The 17,238-nt window shown below is 66.1% G+C and carries 17 protein-coding genes and 1 tRNA gene; 8 read left to right on the forward strand and 10 right to left on the reverse strand.

Annotated features, from left to right (window positions below; all coding sequences use genetic code 11):
* Positions 1 to 24: 24 nt before the first annotated feature.
* On the reverse strand, positions 25 to 1,122 hold the full coding sequence (locus WC729_RS23355; RefSeq protein WP_372856856.1) for a LacI family DNA-binding transcriptional regulator: 1,098 nt from the start codon (positions 1,120 to 1,122) through the stop codon (positions 25 to 27).
* Between the two features lie 126 nt (positions 1,123 to 1,248).
* Between WC729_RS23355 and WC729_RS23360 the strand changes: the two genes are divergently transcribed.
* Both WC729_RS23360 and WC729_RS23365 read left to right on the forward strand, forming a co-directional pair.
* Entirely contained in the window at positions 1,249 to 3,591 is a 2,343-nt protein-coding gene (locus WC729_RS23360; RefSeq protein ID WP_372856857.1) for a GH92 family glycosyl hydrolase, read from the forward strand.
* 5 nt (positions 3,592 to 3,596) lie between these two features.
* Positions 3,597 to 4,424 carry an arylamine N-acetyltransferase gene (locus tag WC729_RS23365; RefSeq protein WP_372856858.1) on the forward strand — a complete coding sequence of 276 codons (828 nt, stop codon included), beginning with the start codon at positions 3,597 to 3,599 and terminating at the stop codon, positions 4,422 to 4,424.
* Between the two features lie 182 nt (positions 4,425 to 4,606).
* Here the strand turns inward: WC729_RS23365 and WC729_RS23370 are convergent, their stop codons facing one another.
* Positions 4,607 to 6,316: an ABC transporter ATP-binding protein gene (locus WC729_RS23370; RefSeq protein ID WP_372856859.1), complete on the reverse strand. Its 1,710-nt coding sequence runs from the start codon at positions 6,314 to 6,316 to the stop codon at positions 4,607 to 4,609.
* A gap of 118 nt (positions 6,317 to 6,434) precedes the next feature.
* On the opposite strand from WC729_RS23370, the gene WC729_RS23375 reads away from it, so the two are divergent.
* A complete protein-coding gene (locus WC729_RS23375) occupies positions 6,435 to 7,274 on the forward strand; it encodes a CoA ester lyase (protein WP_372856860.1) in 840 nt (279 codons plus the stop codon).
* Here the strand turns inward: WC729_RS23375 and WC729_RS23380 are convergent.
* The 3 genes from WC729_RS23380 to WC729_RS23390 all read right to left on the reverse strand — a co-directional run bounded on the left by WC729_RS23380 (position 7,271) and on the right by WC729_RS23390 (position 9,907).
* Positions 7,271 to 8,626, reverse strand: a complete 1,356-nt coding sequence (locus tag WC729_RS23380; protein ID WP_372856861.1) for an Nramp family divalent metal transporter — start codon at positions 8,624 to 8,626, stop codon at positions 7,271 to 7,273. The genes WC729_RS23375 and WC729_RS23380 overlap by 4 nt on opposite strands.
* Positions 8,627 to 8,687: 61 nt before the next feature.
* The gene (locus WC729_RS23385) at positions 8,688 to 9,557 is read right to left on the reverse strand and encodes an S-methyl-5'-thioadenosine phosphorylase (protein WP_372856862.1); all 870 of its coding nucleotides are present in this window, start codon (positions 9,555 to 9,557) and stop codon (positions 8,688 to 8,690) included.
* A complete protein-coding gene (locus tag WC729_RS23390; RefSeq protein ID WP_372856863.1) occupies positions 9,554 to 9,907 on the reverse strand; it encodes a hypothetical protein in 354 nt (117 codons plus the stop codon). The genes WC729_RS23385 and WC729_RS23390 overlap by 4 nt, the downstream gene beginning before the upstream one ends.
* Positions 9,908 to 10,038: 131 nt before the next feature.
* Here WC729_RS23390 and WC729_RS23395 point away from each other — a divergent pair, with 131 nt between their 5' ends.
* Positions 10,039 to 10,455 carry a DUF2147 domain-containing protein gene (locus tag WC729_RS23395; protein ID WP_372856864.1) on the forward strand — a complete coding sequence of 139 codons (417 nt, stop codon included), beginning with the start codon at positions 10,039 to 10,041 and terminating at the stop codon, positions 10,453 to 10,455.
* Between the two features lie 8 nt (positions 10,456 to 10,463).
* Here the strand turns inward: WC729_RS23395 and WC729_RS23400 are convergent, their stop codons facing one another.
* Entirely contained in the window at positions 10,464 to 11,087 is a 624-nt protein-coding gene (locus WC729_RS23400) for a DNA-3-methyladenine glycosylase (protein WP_372856865.1), read from the reverse strand.
* Between the two features lie 66 nt (positions 11,088 to 11,153).
* Between WC729_RS23400 and WC729_RS23405 the strand changes: the two genes are divergently transcribed.
* Positions 11,154 to 11,471, forward strand: a complete 318-nt coding sequence (locus tag WC729_RS23405; RefSeq protein WP_372856866.1) for a 2Fe-2S iron-sulfur cluster-binding protein — start codon at positions 11,154 to 11,156, stop codon at positions 11,469 to 11,471.
* 40 nt (positions 11,472 to 11,511) lie between these two features.
* Here the strand turns inward: WC729_RS23405 and WC729_RS23410 are convergent, their stop codons facing one another.
* Genes WC729_RS23410 through WC729_RS23420 form a run of 3 tightly spaced genes read right to left on the reverse strand, consistent with a single transcriptional unit; the run spans position 11,512 to position 14,680 of the window.
* Positions 11,512 to 12,294 (reverse strand): hypothetical protein, encoded by a 783-nt coding sequence (locus WC729_RS23410; RefSeq protein ID WP_372856867.1) that lies wholly within the window; start codon positions 12,292 to 12,294, stop codon positions 11,512 to 11,514.
* Positions 12,295 to 12,323: 29 nt separating this feature from the next.
* Complete coding sequence (gene rlmB / locus WC729_RS23415; RefSeq protein WP_372856868.1) at positions 12,324 to 13,070, reverse strand: 23S rRNA (guanosine(2251)-2'-O)-methyltransferase RlmB; 747 nt, start codon at positions 13,068 to 13,070, stop codon at positions 12,324 to 12,326.
* Positions 13,070 to 14,680, reverse strand: coding sequence for a M20/M25/M40 family metallo-hydrolase (locus WC729_RS23420; RefSeq protein ID WP_372856869.1), 1,611 nt, complete (start codon positions 14,678 to 14,680; stop codon positions 13,070 to 13,072). The genes rlmB and WC729_RS23420 overlap by 1 nt, the downstream gene beginning before the upstream one ends.
* 145 nt (positions 14,681 to 14,825) lie before the next feature.
* On the opposite strand from WC729_RS23420, the gene WC729_RS23425 reads away from it, so the two are divergent.
* The 3 genes from WC729_RS23425 to WC729_RS23435 all read left to right on the forward strand — a co-directional run bounded on the left by WC729_RS23425 (position 14,826) and on the right by WC729_RS23435 (position 16,551).
* Positions 14,826 to 14,911 (forward strand) — tRNA-Tyr (locus WC729_RS23425).
* A 21-nt stretch (positions 14,912 to 14,932) separates the two neighbouring features.
* A complete protein-coding gene (locus WC729_RS23430; RefSeq protein WP_372856870.1) occupies positions 14,933 to 16,009 on the forward strand; it encodes an alpha/beta fold hydrolase in 1,077 nt (358 codons plus the stop codon).
* A gap of 89 nt (positions 16,010 to 16,098) precedes the next feature.
* Positions 16,099 to 16,551 (forward strand): PilZ domain-containing protein, encoded by a 453-nt coding sequence (locus tag WC729_RS23435; protein WP_372856871.1) that lies wholly within the window; start codon positions 16,099 to 16,101, stop codon positions 16,549 to 16,551.
* 6 nt (positions 16,552 to 16,557) lie between these two features.
* On the opposite strand, the gene WC729_RS23440 is transcribed toward WC729_RS23435, so the two are convergent.
* The gene (locus WC729_RS23440; RefSeq protein ID WP_372856872.1) at positions 16,558 to 17,130 is read right to left on the reverse strand and encodes an aspartyl/asparaginyl beta-hydroxylase domain-containing protein; all 573 of its coding nucleotides are present in this window, start codon (positions 17,128 to 17,130) and stop codon (positions 16,558 to 16,560) included.
* Positions 17,131 to 17,238: the final 108 nt, after the last annotated feature.

Genomic DNA, 17,238 nt, shown 5'->3' on the forward strand with positions numbered 1-17,238 from the left:
TTGTCATGTCTAACCCAGATCAACTCAAGCGGTAGGTGCCGGCCCGGTGGATTGGCGATGAACAAGGGCAACCGGGTGCTCGATCAGGTCCTCATGGGGCTTCTTCTCGAGCATCGCGACGAGCATGGCGGTCGCGTCGCGCGCCATGTCGAACACCGGCTGGTGGATGGTGGTCAGGCGCGGCCAGACGATCTGCGCGATGGCGCTGTCGTCGAACCCGGCAACCGACAGGTCGCGCGGCACGTCGATCCCCAGATCATGCGCCGCCATGATCGCGCCGGCAGCCATGTCGTCATTCTGCGCGAAGATTGCGGTCGGGCGGTCGCGTCGGCCGAGCAGGCGGGCGCCGGCCTGGAGTCCGGATTCGAAGTTGAACATGCCCTGCTCGATATCGTCGAGCCGCATCTTCAGTCCGGCCGCCGACAGTGCGTTGGAATAGCCGAGCAGGCGCGCCTCGCTCGCCGGGTGGCTGGGGTCGCCCTTGATCATGCCGATGCGTTTGTGGCCGAGCGAGATGAGATATTCGGTCATCATCCGCGCCGCGCCGACATCGTCGGTCAGGGTGCGCGGGCCGAGCTCGGGCGAGCGGGTCGGCGCGATGCGCACGAACGGGAAGCGGGCTGCCTTGAGCTGTTCCAGCACGACGGGATGGTCGGACGCGGGCGGCGTCAGCACCACGCCGTCGAGCGCGGCCGATCGTACCAGCGACACGATCTTGTCGGCGATCGCGGAGACCTGGCCTACCGGCAACACCACCAGCCGGTATTTCTCGCCCTGCAACCGGTCGAGCGCGCCCTGCTGCAGCTCGACGACATAGTTGGGGCTGGGGTTCTCGTAGAGCAGGCCGAGCAGATAGGAGCGTCGGCCGACCAGGCCCTGCGCGACGACATTGGGGTGGTAATGCAGCGCGGTCGCGACCTTCATCACCCGCTCGCGGGTCTTGGGCGTGACGTTGGGCGCATCGTTGAACACGCGCGACACGGTCTTGATCGACACGTCCGCCTCTCGGGCCACATCGATAATGGTTGCGCGACGCCCGAGATCCATATCCGCCCCGCTAGCATGGGAATTACCGCTGCGGTAGCCCGCACGATGGCGCGCGGTACAGCAAGCGGCGCCCATACTGCCTTCCGGAACGGGCACGAAACAAGGGGTTTTGTGACGAAGGGTCGAATTATGACAACGTTGACCTGCATTTCGGCCGGGATGGTGCTTCACCGCTCCCGGCTCTTATGGTCTAACGCGCCGATGAATCGCATCACGGTCATCGCCGCCCTGTGCCTTGGCACCGCGGCCAGCCTCGCCACCGCGCAAACGGCGCCGGTTTCCTCCGCCGCACCGATCGATTCGGTCGATCCCTTCATCGGTACTGGCGGGGAAGGACACACCTTCCCCGGCGCGGTCGCGCCGTTCGGCATGGTGCAGCTGAGCCCCGACACGGAGATCAAGCCGTTCAAGCAAAGCTACAAATGGGCAGCGGGCTATCGCCATGAGGATTCGTCGATCCTCGGCTTTTCGCACACCCATTTCTCCGGTGCGGGACACAGCGATCTGGGCGACATCCTGGTCAGCCCGGTGGTTGGCGATACGGTGTCGCTCGAACCCGGCGATCCGGCCAAGCCCGGTTCCGGCTACCGCTCGCGCTTCAGCCATGCGAGCGAGGTCGCGACGCCCGGCTATTATGCGGTGACGCTCGACGATCCTGGCGTCCGCGCCGAGCTGACCGCCGGCACCCGTGTCGGCGTGCATCGCTATGGCTTTCCCAGCGGCAAGCCGGCGCATCTGGTCGTCGATCTCCGGTCGAGCATCTATAATTATCCCGGCAAGATCCTCTGGTCGTCGGTCCGAGTCCAGCCGGACGGCACGATTACCGGCATGCGCGAGACGCGCGGCTGGGCGCCCGCGCGGAAATTGTTCTTCGCGATGCGCTTCTCCGCGCCGCTGACCGGTCACGCTTTCGTCAACCGCGAGGAAGACGTGCCGTACAAGGGCTTCGAGGGTCCTGGCCGCGGCGATGATTCGGTGCAGCAACTGGCGGGCAGGGCGCTCGTCGCCCGGCTCGATTTCGGGGCGCTGCCCAAACCGCTCGAAGTCCATGTCGCGATCTCGGGCGTCGACGAGGCGGGGGCGCTCGCCAATCTCGCCAGCGAGCCCGGCAGCTTCGATACGATCCGCGCGCAGACTCGCGCTGCCTGGGAAAAGGCGCTCGGCGCCGTGGTCCTCGACGCGCCCGTGCCGATGAAGAAGACGGTCTATACCGCGCTCTATCACACGCTGGTCGCGCCGAGCGTCTATGGTGACGCCGATGGCCGCTATCGCGGGCCCGACGATCAGGTCCACCAGGCGACCGGCTTCACCTATCATTCGACCTTTTCGCTCTGGGACACGTTCCGCGCCGAGCACCCGCTGCTGACCCTGATCCAGCCGGAGAAGCGCAACGCGGATTTCGTCAATTCGCTGATCGCCAGCCGCCAGGACAGCCCCTTCGGCATCCTGCCGGTCTGGCAGTTCAACGGCCGCGAGACCTGGACGATGATCGGCTATCATGCCGTGCCCGTCATCGCCGATGCCTATCTCAAGGGCATCAAGGGGTTCGACGCGAGGGCCGCGCTCGATGCGATGGTCGCGAGCGCCGACTATGCGCCTTACGGCGGCCTCGGCGATTATATGAAGCTTGGTTACGTGCCGATCGACCACGAGCCCGAAGCGGCCTCGAAGACGGTCGAATATGCCTATGACGACTGGACGATCGCGCGGATGGCGCGCGCGATGGGGCGCAAGGACGTGGCCGACCGCTTCGACAGGCGCGCGCTCAACTGGCGCAACAGCTTCGACGTGAAGACCGGCTTCCTGCGCGCCCGCAAGGCGGACGGCAGCTACCGCGAGCCGTTCGATCCGACCGCGATCAACTATGGCAGCGACTATACCGAAGGGAATGCCTGGCAATATTCCTGGTTCGCCCCGCAGGACCAGGGTGGCCTGATCCGCGTGCTCGGCGGCGATGCGGCGACTGTGAAGAAGCTCGACGCGATGTTCGACTTCGACAATTCGAAGGTCGATTACAGCCATGCCGAGGATATCGCCGGGCTGATCGGCCAGTATATCCATGGCAACGAACCGAGCCACCACGTCGCCTATCTCTACAACTATGCCGGCAGCCCATGGCGCACGCAGGAGCGGCTGAAGCAGATCGTCGACAGCCAGTACAAGCCGACGCCCGACGGCCTGTCGGGCAATGACGATCTCGGCCAGATGTCGGCCTGGCTCGTCTTCACCTCGCTCGGCTTCTATCCGGTCGCGCCGGGCACGGGCGAATATGTCATCGGCCGGCCGTTCGTGGATCGCGCGGTGCTCAACCTGCCGAACGGCAAGCGCTTCACCATCCGCGCCGATGGGTTGTCGGATAGGAACCGCTATGTCGGCCAGGTCCTGCTCAACGGCAAACCGCTGCCGCGCGGCTTCATCCGCCACAGCGAGATCGTCGCCGGCGGTGAGCTCCGTTTCGTGATGCAGGCAACGCCTAACGCAAGCTGGGCGACGGCTGAAAGGGATCGTCCGTATTCGATGACGGGTTATTCCGCGGGAAAGTAAACTGAATGTTCTACCTCGACGCCTATCTAGCCCGCATCGCCCTTACGGAACGGCCGCCCGCCGATGCCGAGGGCCTCGCCGCGCTCCAGCGCGCGCACCGCCTCGCCATTCCGTTCGAGAATCTCGACGTCATCCTCGGTCGCGGCATCCGCATCGACAGTGCGTCGGTCTTCGCCAAGTTGGTGACCGCGCGGCGCGGCGGCTATTGCTTCGAGCATAACCGCCTGTTCCTCGATGCGCTGACCGCGCTTGGTTTCGAGGCGCGGCCGCTGCTCGCCCGGGTCTGGCTCGCCGCGACCGACACGCCGCCGCTCACCCACACCTTCAGCCTGGTGACGATCGACGGCGAGGACTGGATCGCCGATCCCGGCTTCGGCGGCAGCTACACGCCGATCATGCGGCTGGTCGAAGGTGCGACGGCGGCCGCGCCGGACGGCGCCCGCTTCCGGCTCGATCGCGATACGGTTTATGGTTGGATGCTGCTCCGCGACGGTCATCCCGGCAGCACCGATGGACGCAGCACCGGTCCGGGTTTCCAGCCGCAATACAGCTTCACCCTGGGTCAGGTCTGGGACGCCGATCTTGAATTGAGCAACCGCTGGACCTCGGCGGCGCCCGAGAGCCGCTTCATGCAGGCCCGCCTCGTCAGTATCGTTTTGCCGTGCGGCCTCGCGGGCATGACCGAGCGCGTATATCGCCACCGCGACGGCGAGCACGACATCACTGCGGCCATCGACGAGTCGGACGTCTATCGCGAGCACCTGAACCAGACATTCGGCATCAATTTCACCGCCGAGGACGTGGCTGCGCTCGGTCTGTTCCCGGCGACATAAAGGGAGGCAGCAAAAGCTATTGCTCTTGATTCAACATTACAGCGGTTTGTCGCACCATGATGCCGGACCGGTTCATGTGATGGGTCCCGCTCTTTCTCAGGTGCCGGACGATGATTTCCCTGATCCAGCGGCGGAATTCCCTGTTATTTCGCAGGAACAGGGAATTTGAGCCCGTTCGATCGCTACCCCGAAAGCCGCCCCAGCTCGACCATGATCACCCGGTCGCACCGCACCAGGCTCTCGGCGCGGTGCGAGATCATTACGATGGTCGGCCGCGGATCGAGCGCGGCGAGCCGTTCGAGCAATGCCGCTTCGCCCGCCGCGTCGATCGCGTTCGCCGCTTCGTCGAGCACCAGCAGGCGTGGGTCGCGCAGCAGGGCGCGGGCGATCGCCAGCCGCTGGCGCTCGCCGCCCGACAGCGCGATGCCGCGCTCGCCGACCAGTGAGTCGAGTCCCTCGGGCAGCCGCGCCACGATCTCCCCGGCACCCGCGAGGCGCAACGCGTCCCATAGCCGCGCATCGTCGATGCCGGTCGTTCCCCAGGTCAGGTTGCGGCGCACACTGTCGTTGAACAGGAAACCTTCCTGCGGGACATAGGCAAGGCTCTCGCGCCATCCAGCCTGCCGCGCCGCGTCGAGCGGTTCGCCGCCGACCAGCATCCGCCCGGTCTGCGGCTCCTGCAGGGTGGTGAGCAACTCGACCAGGGTCGTCTTGCCGGCGCCCGACGGCCCGGTGATACCGACGAACGATCCATGCTCGATCCTGAGATCGGCCGGATGCAGCCCGCCGCCGCCGGGATGGAGGAAGGACGCACCCTGCAACTCGATCGCGCCAGCCGGCGGCTCGACCGGGGTCGGGGCCGGGGCCGCACTGGCGTCCAGGTCCTCCTCCAGCTTGCGGATCGCCTCGAAAGCGGGGAGGCCGAAGAAGAAGTTCTGCACTGATTGCTGGATCACCATCGCCGGCCCGCTCATCCGCGCGAAGATCAGCACCAGGGTGATCAGCACCGCGGGCGGGATCGCCGCCGCATAGCCGGTCAGCACCACGACCGCGCCCATCAGCGCGGAGCCGATCGCGAAGAACTGCCGGCTGCGCGCCTGGCGCTGGATGAATTCGAGCTGGCGCGCCCGGACCGAATGCTGGATCGCCGCGAATTCGTCGGCGAAACCATGCTGCGCATTCTGCGCCGTCGCTGCCTTCAGCCCGCCGAGAAAGCCAGCGGCGCTGCCCATCATGCGGTGATTGGCATCGACCAGCCCAAGGCCGAGATTGCGGATATGCTCCTGCGCGAGCAGGACCACCGTGCCGCCGACCAGGAAGATCGCCCCGATGGTCAGCGCGAGTGCCGGTGCCAGCACGAACGCCAGCGCACCCTGCACGAACAGCATCACCAGCGCGATGCCGCCCTGAATCAGGAATTGCGCGCCCGTGCCGATGCGGTTGACCTCGACGCTGACCAGGCTGGTGACCCGGGCATGGCTGAGCGCGGCGATTCGGCTCCACGGGGCGGCGGCCAGCGATCGGATGATGCGATTGCGCTCATGCTGGGCGAAATCGCCCTGCAGCCGCCCAAGCTGCATGTCGCGGGCATAGAGGACCACTGCGCGCAGCAGGGACAGCGCGACGAACGCCGCGATCAGCGCCGCAAGCCTGCCCAACGGGCTGTGCACGCCGAGGCTGTCGAAGATGGCGCGTGTCGGCAGATAGCCGCTGTCCGGGCTGACCACTGCCTCGACGATCGGGATCAGCAGCACCAGCCCCATGCCGTCGAGGATTGCCGCAAGCCCGACCAGCGCGGCGGCAATCCAGCCGCGCATACCCGCGAAGCGCGCAAAGGCACCCAGGAAAAGGGCGGCCTGGCGCCAGAGCGCTTTCATCGAGGCGAACGTCATCGCCGATCCTTTCCCACGCGCGCGGCCCGCCGTCGAGAAGCTGCGTGTTTTCGAGCTGGGACTTGCATCCGGTGCGCGAACTTCCTGTAAGCGGGCAAACCGTTCGCAGGAGCCGCCAATGACCATCCGCCCCTATCGCAGTGCCTTGTTCATGCCCGCATCGAACGGGCGTGCCGTGGAGAAGGCGCGCAGCCTCGATTGCGACGTGGTGATCCTGGACCTGGAGGATTCGGTCGCACCCGAGTTGAAGGCGACCGCACGCGATCAGGCCATCGCCGCAGCGGCGGCCGGCGGATTCGGCGATCGCGCGCTGTTCGTTCGCGTCAATGCGCTCGATACGCCCTGGGGCGCCGATGATTGCCGCGCGGTGGCGGGTGCCGGGTTCGGGGCGGTGGTGCTGCCCAAGGTTTCTCGTCCGGGGGATCTGCAGGCAGCCAGCGCGCTGCTCGACGGGTTGCCGCTCTGGGCGATGATCGAGACCTGCGCCGGAATCCTCGATCTGCCGGCAATTGTCGCCTCGGCGGAGGTGACCAGGCTTCAGGGCCTGCTCGCCGGCACCAACGATCTCGCCAAGGAGATGCGCTGCATCCCCGGGCCCGATCGCACCCCGCTGCTCGGCCATCTGGCGATGATCGTCACGGCCGCGCGCGCCGCCGGGCTCGTGGCGCTGGACGGGGTATGCAACGTGATCGAGGACGGCGCGGTGCTCGCGGCCGAATGCGCGCAAGGGGCGATGTTCGGCTTCGACGGCAAGTCGCTGATCCATCCCGCGCAGATCGCTGCGGCCAACCGTGCCTATGGTCCGACGCCAGAAGCGGTAGCCTGGGCCGACCGCATCATCGCCGCCTTCGGGCTCCCGGAGAATGCGGGCAAAGGCGTGATCCGCGTTGCGGGCGAGATGGTCGAGTTGCTCCACCTCGAACAGGCGCAGCGCATCGCGGCGATGGCGGCGCGTTAGAAGAAGAAGCTGCTCAGCAGTTTCACGTTGAGGCCGATCACCGTCGCGGCGATCACCCAGGCGGCGATCTTCAGCCACAAGGGATTGGCCAGCGCCCCCATCTGGCGCTTGTCGCTGGTGAAGGTGACCAGCGGCACGATGGCGAAGGGCAGCTGAAGGCTCAGCACCACCTGGCTCAGCACCAGCAGCTTGGTCGCGCCCGAATCGCCGGCGATGGCGACCACAATCACCGCCGGCACGATCGCCAGCAGCCGCGTCACCATGCGCCGCAGCCAGATCGGCAGCTTGAGGTCGAGAAAGCCCTCGGCGACGATCTGCCCGGCGAGCGTGCCCGTCACCGTCGAATTCTGTCCCGAGGCAAGCAGCGCTACCGCGAACAGCACGCTCGCGGCACCCGCGCCGAGCATCGGGGTGAGCAGCTTATAGGCCTCGCCGATCTCCGCCACGTCGGTGCGCCCGGCGGTGTGGAAGGTCGCGGCGGCGAGGATCAGGATCGAGGCGTTGATGAACAGCGCGAGCGTCAGCGCGACCGTGCTGTCGATCGTCGCATGCTTCACTGCGTCGCGCTTGCCCGCCTCGTCTTGGGCGAAGCGGCGGGTCTGCACGATCGAGCTGTGCAGATAGAGGTTGTGCGGCATGACCGTCGCGCCGAGGATGCCGATCGCGATATAGAGCATCGCCGGGTTGGTGACGATCTGGGTCGAGGGGACGAGCCCGCCCATGATCGCCGCGACGCTCGGCTGCGCCATGGCCAGCTCATAGGCGAAGCAGCCCGCGATCACGATCAGCAGCGCGACGATGAACGCCTCGAGCTTGCGAAAGCCGAAGCGCTGCAGCGCCAGGATCAGCAGCACGTCGAACGCGGTCAGACACACGCCCGCGACCAGCGGCAGGCCGAACAGCAATTGCAGCGCGATGGCGGTGCCGAGCACTTCGGCCAGGTCGCAGGCGATGATCGCCAGCTCGCAGAGCACCCACAGGCAGAAATTGACCACGGGATTGTAATTGGCGCGGCACGCCTGGGCGAGATCATGCCCGGTGACGATGCCGAGCTTGGCCGACAGCGACTGAAGCACCATCGCCATGATGTTCGACAGCAGGATGACCGAGAGCAGGGTATAACCGAACGCCGATCCGCCTGCGAGGTCGGTCGCCCAGTTGCCCGGGTCCATATAGCCGACCGCGACCATATAGCCCGGCCCGGCGAACGCCGCGGTCTTGCGCCAGAAGCCGCCCTTGCCCAGCGGCACCGCGATGGTGCGATAGCTTTCGGAGAGCGATGGACGTTGCGGGCGCATGTCGTTCATGCCGTCATATCCGGACGCGGTGGTGGCTGAAGGCGGCGGCGACATGCGGTAACCTCTCCTATGCGCGTCATACCGTCAATTGCCGGAGCCGCATTTCGGTTGTGCCTTAGCCGAGGACCCGGCCCGCGACAGCATCGAGTTTCGCCAGCATTGCCGGATCGCGCGCCTCGGGCGCCGTGATCAGCGCATAGTCGAGCACCGTATCGAGCGGGGAGGGCGTGCGCTCCGCCGGCAGCGCGGCGACGAATTCCAGCACGGCCTTGCGCGCGATCGTACCATTGGCCGACATCTGCTTGATCACTTCGCTCACCTCGACGAACGCCGCTTCCTCGCGCCAGCAATCATAGTCGGTGACCATCCCGATCAGCGCATAGGGCAGCTCAGCTTCGCGGGCGAGCTTGGCTTCGGGCATGGCGGTCATGCCGATCACGTCGGCGCCCCATTGGCGGTAGAGCAGGCTTTCCGCGCGGCTGGAGAATTGCGGGCCCTCCATCGCAAGATAGGTCGCGCCCTTGGCGATCGATCCGCCTGCAGCGTGCACGGCTTCGGCGGCAAAGGCGGAGAGGCGTGGGCAGACCGGCTCGGCCATCGAGACATGGGCGACCATGCCGGTGCCGAAAAAGCTGGAGGTGCGCGCGACCGTGCGGTCGATGAACTGGTCGACCACCACGAAATGTCCGGGCGGCAATTCCTCGCGCAGGGATCCGATCGACGAGATGGCGAGGATGTCGGTGCAGCCGCTGCGCTTCAGCGCGTCGATGTTCGCGCGGAAGTTGAGCTCGGACGGCGGGATGCGATGGCCGCGGCCATGACGCGGCAGGAAAACCAGCTCCACATCGCCGATCGACCCGAACAGGAGATCGTCCGACGGCGCCCCCCAAGGGGTGGAGACCTGACCCCATTCCGGGTTCTCCAGCGCGTCGATCGCATAAAGGCCGGAGCCACCGATGATCCCGATCTTCCACTTGCCGCTCATTCGATGCTCCCGTTCGCTGCGTCCAGGCGGTCGAGCCATGCCTGTGCCTGTTTCGGTTCGCCCACCGCATGCGCCTTTACCGGCCCGCGTGCGGCGAGGAATTCCTGGTGGAGGGCGAAGGGCTCGATCGACAATTGCGCGCGCAGCTCATCGATCTCGTCGCCCAGGTCGATGAGCTCGTCGATCAGCGGCGCCGCCTTCGTGCGGGCCGCCTTGTCCTGGGTGTGGCCGAACAGCCCCCAGCGCCCGCCGGCAGTCAGGCGCAGGGCGGCGATCAGCGCCGCGCGATATTCCGCTTCGATCTCGGTTCGCCGCTCATCGAGGCGGGCAAGGCGGTCGGCTTTGGCCATCGCGCCTTCCCCTAGATGGGATGCGGCGTGCGTCAACCGCGGACAGAGCGAGGAACTGAATCATCTTGCCCTTCGGAATGCACGGCTTATCGATATCGAGCGGGACATTGGTCCCGCCCCGGGAGCCGTACATGCGTTTTGTCTTCGTCCTTCTGCTTGCCTTTGCGTTTCCAGCGACCGCCCAGGCCGCCGATCTGATCACCGGCGACTGGGTGTCGCAGGACGGCAAGGGCGTCGTCACGATCGCCCCCTGCGGCAAGGCGCTGTGCGGGCACATCACGCGCCTGACGGAAAAGGCGCGGGTGGAAGGTCCGACGACCGACAGCAACAATCCCGATCCGGCGCTGCGTACCCGCTCGCTGGTCGGCGTGCAGGTGCTGTTCGGCTTCACCGCGCAGAGCGACGGGAAATGGCAGGGCAAGATCTACTACCCTTTCCAGGGCAGGACCTACCGCGCCTATATCAGTCGCAATCCCGACAAAAGCCTGAAGGTGCAGGGCTGCTGGCTGGTCATCTGCCGCACGGTGCAATGGCCCGCCGCTGGCTGATCGGTCGGTCAGATCACCTTCATGTCAGCGGCATAATGATGCCAGGCGAAGATCGCCGCCGCACCGCGGTGCGGCCGCCATGCTTCGGCCACTTCGCGGGTCAGCTTCTCGCTCGGCCGTTCGGCATGGCCCAGGATCCGGCCGATCTCGATCTGCACCGCCAGGTCGCCTGCCGGCCAGATGTCGGGCCGTCCTTCGGCGAACAATAGATAGACCTCGGCCGACCAACGGCCGATGCCCTTGATCCGGACGAGCGCGGCCACCGCCTCTTCATCGTCAGCCGGAAGATTGTCGAAATCGAGCCGCCCGCTGGTCACCTCGTCGGCCAGGCTGCGCGCATAGCTCGCCTTTTGCCGCGACAGGCCGGCTTCGCGGAGCTGCTCGTCGCTGGCGCGCGTGATGTTGCCGGGGTCGTTGAGGCTGCCGACGATCCCCTCGAGCTTGCGCCAGACCGATTCGGCTGCCTTGGTGCTGACCTGTTGGCCGACGATCGTGCGCAGCAAGGTGGCATAGCCGCGCGCACGGATTCGCGGCGGCGGATAGCCGGTGCGGTCGATCGCGGCGGCGAAGCACGGCTCGCTCGCGGCCAGTATGTCGAGCGCTGCGCGCAGCTGTTCGGCGCTCAGGCCCATGGAGTCGTCCCTTGATTAGCGGCGCCCGGGGCGGCATGGCGACGCCGAACCCTTGAGGAGGAATGGATGCCCAAGCTTATCGTCGTGACCCGTGAAGGGGAAGAACGCGAGATCATGGGCGAAACCGGGCTTTCGGTGATGGAGGCGATTCGCGACGCCGGGATCGACGAGATCCTGGCGCTGTGTGGCGGCTGCTGCAGCTGCGCCACCTGCCATGTCCATGTCGACCCGGAATTTGCTGCCAAACTGCCGAAGATGAGCCCGGATGAAGACGACCTGCTCGATTCGTCGTCCGACCGCGACGAGCGCTCGCGCCTGTCTTGCCAGATCGAGCTGACCGACGCTCTGGATGGCCTGAAGGTAACGATCGCAGCGGAAGATTGACCTTAAAAGCCCCTCCCCTTCAGGGGAGGGGCTTAGAGGATTACTTCGCCAGCCTCAGCACCGCGCTTGGCGCGTCCTTGGTCAGCGGGGTCGCCTTCCAGGTGATCGTCTTGCGTCCGCTGGCGGCCGGGACGGCGCCTTCCTCGTTGTTCTGGCTGACGATCTCGGCATTGGTGTCGAGCGTGAAGACGCCGTCGAGCTGGCTCGACGCCTTGTCCATTCCCGGCATGCCCATGCTGCTGGTGCTCTTGCTGCTGTCATTGGCGAAGGCGGGTGCCTTCATCCGCACCGTGCCGTTGGCGCGCAGCTCGATCGCGATGAAGGGGAACATGAGTTCCGCATCGACATTATACGGCCACAGGAAGGCGTGATCGAGCGTACCCGAGATCGCATAGTCGATGCTGAACTTGCCGTCGCCGAGATAGGTCACCTTGCGGTATCCGGCCTCTTTCGACAGCGTCTCGGCAATCGTCCGGTTCTTGGCCTCCGCCGCGGCTTTCTTGGCGGCTGCCTTCCTGGCGTCCTCGGCCTTGTTGTCCCCGTCCCCATCCCCGCCTTTATCCTGGAAGGCGAGCTTCTGCAGCACTGCCTCGCCGTCGCTGCTGGTCGGATCGGTCGGCGTCTCGGATGAACTATCGCCCAGGCCCTTCATCATGTCGTCGCCGATATCGAGCGCGAGCACTTCGCCGACATAAGTGAAGGTGAAGTGCCGGTCGGCGTCGATGCGCAGGGTCGAAACGAACTTGCCCGGCGTCAGCACGCAGCTCGCCAGCGCGAACGGCATCAGCAACACAAGCATCAGCCGCGAAAGTCGTGCCGCCATGGTCTTGCCCCCGGTTAGGTCCGTTGTGGTCAGCCCCGTGTCGTCACCGCATAAAGTGCGATTGCCGCCGCATTGGACACGTTCAGGCTTTCCACCTTAGGCGAGATCGGCAGGCGCGCAAGCTCGTCGCAATGCGCCGCAGTGTTCTGGCGCATGCCCTCGCCCTCGGCGCCGAGCACCAGCGCGACGCGGGTCTCGCCCATCGCCTCGGCCAGGGTCTGGGTCGCCTCGCCGGTCAGGCCGACGCGCCAGAAACCGGCCTCAGCGATCTCTTCGAGCGCGCGGGCGAGGTTCACCACGCGCACCCAGGGCACGATCTCGAGCGCACCCGAGGCCGAACGCGCGATCGTGCCCGATTCGGGGGGCGCGTGGCGATCGGGCGTGACGATGCCGAGCGCATCGAACGCCGCCGCCGAGCGCAGGATCGCGCCGACATTGTGCGGATCGGTCACCTGGTCGAGCACGACCAGCGGCCTTTTATCGTCGGCACCCTGCAGGAGCAGATCGCCCAGCCAGATATCCTCAAGCGGATCGACCTCCGCCACCAGCCCCTGATGCGGCGCGTCGCCCGGCACCAGCCGCGCGAGATCGGTGACTTCGGCATAGACGATGGGAATGACCGGCGGGATGTCGAGCGACGCCAATGCTTCGCGCGTCGCCCACAGCTTGCGCACGACACGCTCGGGATTGGCGAGCGCGGCGGTCACCGCATGCCGCCCCCAGAAACGGGGGCGGCCGGCGGGTGCCTGGGAAGGGCGGTGTCCTTTGCGGGCCATCAATCGTCGTCCACGGTGTAAGCGAAGGGATCGGTCACGACCGGTTCTACCGGCAGCGGCGGCCGCGGCAGCGCCTTGTCGGCATTGGCGGCGTTGGCGAGGAAAGAGGCGAGGATGATCGACCCCTGGCGCATGTCGTCACCCTTCAGATGGTCGAAGGTGTCGATGCTGGTGTGGTGCACGCGGCTGCCATAGTCGAGCGGGTCCTGGATGAACTGGAAGCCGGGCACGCCGACTGCCTGCATGAAGACGTGATCGGTGCCGCCGGTCTTGCGGATCACCACGTCCTTCGCCCCCATGCCCGAGAAGGGCGCGAGCCAGTCACGGAAGATCGGCGCGACGGCTTGGTTGTTCTCGACATAGATGCCGCGAATCTTGCCCGAACCGTTGTCGAGGTTGAAATAGGCAGCGAGATCGCCCCAGCCGGGCTTGGGCGTGATCGGCCAACGGCTCGACCAGCTGTAATAGCTCTTCATGCCGGTCAGGACCGGATCGCTCGCCTTGCCGCGGGTGGCGAGGTGCTGCTCGACATAAGCGCGGCTGCCGAGCAGGCCCTGCTCCTCGCCGGTCCACAGGGCGAAGCGGATCGTGCGTTTCGGCCGGATGCCGCTGGCGGAAAGGATGCGCGCGGCTTCCATGATCATCGCGGTGCCCGCGCCGTTGTCGGCGGCGCCGTCGCCCGCGACCCATGAATCGAGATGCGCGCCGGCCATCACATACCCCGCCTTGGGGTCAGTGCCGGGGATCTCCGCGAAGATATTGTACGCCTTGCTGTCGCTGTCGTCGAAGCGGACATCGCTGTTGATCTCGACCGTCGGCGCGGTGCCGACCTTGGCGAGGCGGGCGAGGCGGCGATAATCCTCGGCGGCGATCTCGACGCCCGGCACTTCCTGCGTCTCGCCGACGCCGAACAGATAGCCTTCGCCGTGCACCAGCTTGTAGTCGAGCCGCGACATGGTGGCATAAGCGACCGCACCCTCGGCCTTCAGAAAGGCGTCGAGCTTCTTGGAATAATCGAGCCGCTTCAGCCGGCGGTCGGCGGTCTCCGGATCATAGGTCGGCTGCTGGTATTGATCGAGCTTGGCCAGTTCCTCGGAAGTGTAGCGCTTGAAGGCGGGCTCGCCCGGCTCGCCGCCGGTGTTGGGCTGCGTGATCATCACGATCTTGCCCTTCAGCTTGCCGCGCCATTTGTCGAAATCGCGCTCCTTCGACATCGGGGCGACGAAGACGGGAGCGCTGATCGTGCCGTTGGTCGAAGGTGTCCAGGCGATCGGGATCGCGGTCAGCACGATCGGGCGCGGGGTGACCATGCGCACGCTCGAGCCGTTGATCCACCAGCCGCGACCGAACTCATAGCCTTCCTTGTGGACGTTCTTCAGGCCCCATTCGCTGAACTTCGCCTGAGTCCAGGTCTCGGCCTGGCGCATCGACGGCGAGTTGGTCAGGCGCGCGCCGATCACGTCGGACAGATGCTCGGCGGTGAGCATCACCTGGCTGCGAGTCGTGCCTTCGTCGATGAGGCGATTCACCTGGCTGCGATCGACCGCCTGGGGAAAGGCAGGGGAGGCGATGGCGAGCATGGCGGTGGCGAGCAGGAGCGAACGACGCATTGGAACCCCCAGAGACGTTGAAAGATTGTTGCGAGGCCTATTCGTCGCCGTCGCCCCGCGCAAGGCCCCGGCCATAAGGTCTTTCGGGCGTTGACAGCATGGGTTTCGGTCGGCATGGGACCGCCTCGCTTTTGAGCGGCCCAGTGGACAGGTGGCCGAGTGGTTAAAGGCAGCAGACTGTAAATCTGCCCGTGCAAGCGTACGCTGGTTCGAATCCAGCCCTGTCCACCACTTCTTTGAAACCGCCGCGCCATGGCGGTTCGCAAGCTGCGCAGCGAGGCGCTACCGGCCGCGACCCGCAACCGCCGGCCCCCGCAAAATCGACGTTCGGACGCAAACGCCTCGCGCGTCGATCCGTGGGCCGACAGCACCTTCCTCCGGCCGCTTCGCGGTGAAGCCCCGGCGGAAAGGATCGCGATGATCTTTCGAAGCATCTTCCTCCTCATCGGCCTGCTCCTGACAACGGCAACGAGCGCGCTGGCGCGCGATCGTGACGTCGATGTCGCGCCCGACATCAGTCTCCACGTCATCGATTCCGGCCCGGAGGACGCCCGTCTGCCGACGCTGGTGCTGATCCCCGGCTGGGGCTTTGCGGGGTCGATCTGGTCGGCACAGATCGACGCGTTCGACGACCACCGCCGCGTCATCGCGATCGATCCACGGTCGCAGGGCGATTCGACCAAGACGGCCGACGGCTACACGCCCGAACAGCGCGCCGACGATCTGCATGTCCTGTTGGGCAAGCTCGGCGTCCGGCGTTTCGTCCTGGTCGGGTGGTCGCAGGGGGTCCAGGATGTCGCTGCCTATGTCCTGCGCCACGGCACCGCGCCGGTCGACGGCGTCGTACTGGTCGATTCGATGATCTCGGGCGGCGCGGCAAGCGTCGCGGCATCGCCCGGCATGGCGGCACAACAGCTCGGATTGTTGCCCATCCTGGCCGCATCGCCGCGTGACTATACCGAGGGGTTGATGCGCGCGGTCATCACGCGGCCGCTTGCGCCAGCCGAACTCGACGCGCTGATCAGCGAGGCGCTCAAGACGCCGACGGCGATCAGGGCGGCCATGCTCGTCGCGGACATGTTCGGAGCCGATCGCAGCGCCGCCGTCGCGAAGATCGACAGGCCGGCATTGATCATCGCCTCGCCGCGCTCGTCCGAGCTTGCAGCGCAACGGGACATGGCGGCGAAGATTGCGGGCTCGGAATTCCATATCGTCGACAATGCCGGCCATGCCGTGTTCTTCGATCAGCCCGCCCGGTTCAATGCGCTGCTCGGCGAATTTCTTGCGCACCTCTCTTCCACCGCGCCGCGCCCGGCGGGGGCGGGCTGACCGCAACGACATTATCGCGGGTCCGAAAGTAAGCTTTTGGTAATCTAAACCATCGACGGTTCGACGCCTGTTCTGGCGTTGGAGTGATGATGGCCCTGATTGCGCGCGTGTACCGTTCCGATCCGGACGAACGGCGCGGGGCACCCCGATATCCGGTGCTGGTCGATGCGACCCTGCGCGCGTCGGACGAGGGTATGCCGCTCGACGTGCTGATCTACGATCTGTCGATGACCGGGTTCAGGATGGAGACGTCCGAGGCGCTCGATCCCGAATCGATGATCTGGATCGGCATCGCCGGCACCAGGGTCAACGCCGCGGTGGTGTCGCGGCGCGGGCCCAATGGCTATGGCTGCGAATTCGTCACGCCGATAACCTTCTACCAACTCACCGAGGCGCTGAACCCGCCCTCGACCGTGGTGTCGCTCGAACGGCCCCACCGGCCGGAAGGGATGCCCGCCCGCATTTCGTGGAATCGCGTGGTCCTCGGTGCGATCGCTGGCGCCGCCTTCATCCTCTGCATCGTCTCGCTCTGGCTCGCCTGAGCCGCGTCACGATGCCAAAGTGAGCTGCTCCGTCAGCCAGTCGTTCGTGATGCAATCGATCACCAGATGAACCCGGTCGGTCGTGCCGCGATTGGCCACGCTGTGCGGATCGGACAGGCGCAGATACCAGGCGCTGCCTGCCTCCATCGCAACGGGTATCCGGTTGACCGTGAACTCGACCTGCGGGTTGGTGGTGATCGGGATATGGACTCGCGCCGCGCCCCATTCGGCGGCCAGATCGTGATCGAAATGTTCCTTGATGATCGACCCTGGCGCCAGCCGCATCAGCCGCACCGTCTGGAGGCCGCACTGAAACCAGTCGATCGCGGCGCGGATCGCGGGCGCCGTGTCGAGCAACGGGCTATAGGCATAGTCCGTCACGGACGGGTCGGAGTAAGCCTGCATGATCGGGTGCGTCGCAGCCGCCGAATAGCGGAGCGGCAGCACGCTCCAGTCGCCTTCGTAATTCTGCTTCACGAAATGATCGACCCAGGTCGCCCCGGATATCCGCTCCAGGTCCTCGGCCAGCCGATCGCCGTCGAAGGTGACGGGCAGGCGCACCCGGTCGGCGAAGATCAAGGGCGATTGGCTCTGCATTATTAGCATGATAGGCAAACCATCCAGCGCGGGCGCGACGCCCGTTTCCGGATCAGCCTATCGGCCGCGGGGGCGGTTGGAAAGAAATCG

This window comes from Sphingomonas sp. (assembly GCF_041661825.1).
Classification (GTDB): Bacteria; Pseudomonadota; Alphaproteobacteria; order Sphingomonadales; family Sphingomonadaceae; genus Sphingomonas.